This window comes from Emticicia sp. (assembly GCF_043780375.1).
Taxonomy (GTDB): Bacteria; Bacteroidota; Bacteroidia; order Cytophagales; family Spirosomataceae; genus Emticicia.
The window spans coordinates 1-3195 of the sequence record NZ_JAYWCU010000297.1 but is presented as its reverse complement, the minus strand read 5'-3'; the positions used below and the strand labels follow the sequence as shown (position 1 = coordinate 3195).

Below are 3195 nucleotides of genomic sequence, written 5' to 3'. Positions count from 1 at the left end.
AAAAAGGCTCATTTTGCTCGCAAAATTTCACTTTTTTAACCTTGATTAAGTCAAAAAAGTATCATTTTTTACCAGCAAAAAAAAACTTAAACAACCTCTAAGGTCGAAGTAAACTATACGATTGAAATGGTGAAAAAATAGAGTAATAAAACAAAAGTGGTTGGTGCAAGTAAATGCTCCAACCACTTTTTTAATCGTGTTTTTTATAAAATTCATCCTTTTCTCGCAATAACTTTCAAGGCTTTCTCAACGATTGTTGCAGCATTTAAACCATATTTTTCCATCAATTGAGCAGGAGTTCCCGACTCACCGAATGAATTATCAACAGCAACATATTCTTGTGGTGCTAAGAAGTTTTTTGCTAAAGTTTGAGCAATGGCATCGCCCAAACCGCCATTCATTTGGTGTTCTTCGCACGAAACTACACATTTTGTTTTGCGTACACTTTTTAAGATAGCTTTTTCGTCTAAAGGTTTAATGGTATGAATATTTAAAATTTCCGCACTAATACCTTGAGCCTCCAAAATCTCACAAGCCTGAATGGCTTCCCAAACTAAATGACCCGTGGCAATGATGCTTACATCTTTTCCTTCGCTAACCATCCATGCTTTTCCGATTTCGAATTTTTGGTCAGGAGAAGTAAAAACAGGAACTACCGGACGACCAAAACGCAAATAAATTGGGCCTTTATGATTAGCTGCAGCGATTGTTGCCGCTTTGGTTTGGTTAAAATCACAAGGATTGATAACTGTCATGTTTGGCATGGCACGCATCATGGCTAAATCTTCTAAGATTTGGTGTGTTGCTCCATCTTCGCCCAAAGTAAGACCAGCATGAGAAACGGCAATCTTTACGTTTTTGTTAGAATAAGCAACTGATTGACGAATTTGGTCGTAAACACGGCTTGAACCAAAGTTAGCAAAAGTGGTAGCAAACGGAATTTTACCTCCGATTGTCAAACCTGCGGCTACGCCTATCATATTTGCCTCAGCGATACCGCATTGGATAAAACGTTCAGGGTTTTCTTTGATAAAAGTATCAATTTTCAACGAACCCACTAAGTCGGCACAAAGTGTTACGACATTAGGGTTTGTGCGACCTAACTCGGTCATTCCTGCTCCGAATCCAGAGCGTGTATCTTTTTTCTCGGTAAATGGATATTTTGTCATTTTATAATATCTTTTATCAAACAAAGCTATTGATTGTTTGATTTTTCAGGGTTTTACTTGAAAATGTCTTAAAATACGCTTAATAATCGCCCAAAGTCTCAGGCAATTGAGCCAGTGCTGCAGCTAATTGCTCATCGTTTGGAGCTACACCGTGCCATTTGTGACTTCCCATCATAAAATCGACGCCCGCACCCATTTCGGTTTTCAACAAAATCATGATTGGCTGACCTTTGCCCGACAAACGTTTAGCTTTACGAAGCCCAGTAATTACTTGCTCCATATCGTTACCATCAGCTATTTCGATAACATTCCAACCAAATGCTTTGTATTTTGCTTTCAAGTCACGGTTGTCCATCACTTTTTTGGTTGGGCCGTCAATTTGTTGACCATTTAAATCGATTACCGCAATCAGGTTATCCAGTTTATGATGTGGAGCTGCTTGTGCTGCTTCCCAAACTTGTCCTTCTTGCTGCTCACCATCGCCCATTAGGCAATAAATCGTAGTTTTTTCACCGTTCAAACGTTTTGCCAATGCTGCACCAATAGCGACCGACAAGCCTTGTCCTAAAGATCCCGAAGCAATACGAATACCTGGAAGATGCTCGTGCGTGGTTGGGTGCCCTTGTAAACGAGAGTTTATTTTACGGAAAGTGGCTAATTCTGCTTTGTCGAAATAGCCTCTATGAGATAAAACGCTGTAAAAAACTGGTGAGATATGACCATTTGAAAGGAAAAATAAATCTTCGTTCGTACCATCCATATTAAAAGTAAGGTTTCCACCTTTGCCTTTACGGTTGTTGATTTTCATTTGTTGAAAATATAAGCCAACAATTAAATCAGTACAACCTAATGAACCGCCAGGATGCCCTGATTGACAGCCATGAACCATTCTAACGATGTCTCGGCGAACTTGCGAAGCGATGTCTTGTAATTCTTTGGTTTGCATTTAAAAATAATTATTAAGTGTCAAATGTACAATTAATACAAAAGTAAGTAAAAAATGATTAAAGGAATATTTTTTTCTGATATTCTGCAAAAGTACGCAATACATCTTGCTTTATAAACACAAAAACCTCACGAAAGCGAGGTTTTTGTGAAATAAGGTTTTTTTTAGTAAAAATTACTGCCCTAATATTTGAGTTGCATGATTTTTTGTATCTACTTTTTGAATAATTTCTTCGATAATACCTTTTTCATCTATCACAAATGTTGTGCGAATAATGCCCATGTATGTGCGGCCATACATCGATTTTTCGGCCCAAACGCCATAGTCATTAACTATTTTTTGCTCAGTATCGGCCAATAAATCAAATGGAAGCTGGTGTTTTTTAATAAATTTTTGATGAGATTTTTCATCATCGACACTAACCCCCAAAACAACAAAGCCTTTTGCCAAAAGTCCTTCATAATTATCTCGCAAGCTACAAGCCTGAGCAGTACAACCGGGAGTGTCATCTTTTGGATAAAAGTACAAAATGACCTTCTTTCCTGCAAAATCGGAAAGATTAACGACGTTTCCGACTTGATTTTTTGCTTGAATTTTTGGAGCTGGATTTCCTACTTGTAGAGCCATTTTTTTTCTTGGTTACTTTCTTTTTTGATACTTTTTTTGAACTTTTCTTTATTTTTTTCTGAAGTTGAATATATTCATTAATATTTACTTCGTAAACAGCCAAATTTCCTACATTATCAGTTACTTCTAACTTCAAGTCACCATTAAATGTTTCAGATTCGTCTAATTTTATTGACCAAATTCTGTTTGATTTATATTCATAATCCATCAAAATCCATTTTTGATTGACATAGCAATTAAAAGTTTTAATACCTGAAAGTGCGTCGGAAATAGAAAAACGTAGTTCGGTTGAATCAATTTTTACAGGTCTGATTGAAGGTGCTTCATAGTCTGAAATTACTTGAAAATCACCTAATTCTTTGGTTTTAAACTGAATTCGATTGCCTGACCAAGTTCCACCCAAATATTTTCGGCCGTCATTGACATAATAAACAGCTGTTTTTGGTGATATGG

Annotated in this window: 3 protein-coding genes and 1 pseudogene; all 4 read right to left on the bottom strand. The window is 36.7% G+C overall.

From position 1 onward, the window contains the following. Window positions 1-212: 212 nt before the first annotated feature. Window positions 213-1169: a transketolase family protein gene (locus ACH2CJ_RS21730; RefSeq protein WP_394996671.1), complete on the bottom strand. Its 957-nt coding sequence runs from the start codon at window positions 1167-1169 to the stop codon at window positions 213-215. Window positions 1170-1248: 79 nt separating this feature from the next. Further along, entirely contained in the window at window positions 1249-2115 is an 867-nt protein-coding gene (locus tag ACH2CJ_RS21725; RefSeq protein ID WP_394996668.1) for a transketolase, read from the bottom strand. Window positions 2116-2289: 174 nt separating this feature from the next. Beyond that, window positions 2290-2742, bottom strand: a complete 453-nt coding sequence (gene bcp / locus ACH2CJ_RS21720) for a thioredoxin-dependent thiol peroxidase (RefSeq protein ID WP_394996665.1) — start codon at window positions 2740-2742, stop codon at window positions 2290-2292. Then, a pseudogene (locus ACH2CJ_RS21715) lies at window positions 2675-3195 on the bottom strand (hypothetical protein); the annotation flags it as partial. The pseudogene ACH2CJ_RS21715 and the gene bcp, both read right to left, overlap by 68 nt.

Coding starts and splice junctions, on each gene's coding strand:
- bcp (WP_394996665.1), bottom strand. CDS start 2,742: ATGGCTCTACAAGTAGGAAATCCAGCTCCAAAAATTCAAGCAAAAAAT.
- ACH2CJ_RS21730 (WP_394996671.1), bottom strand. CDS start 1,169: ATGACAAAATATCCATTTACCGAGAAAAAAGATACACGCTCTGGATTC.
- ACH2CJ_RS21725 (WP_394996668.1), bottom strand. CDS start 2,115: ATGCAAACCAAAGAATTACAAGACATCGCTTCGCAAGTTCGCCGAGAC.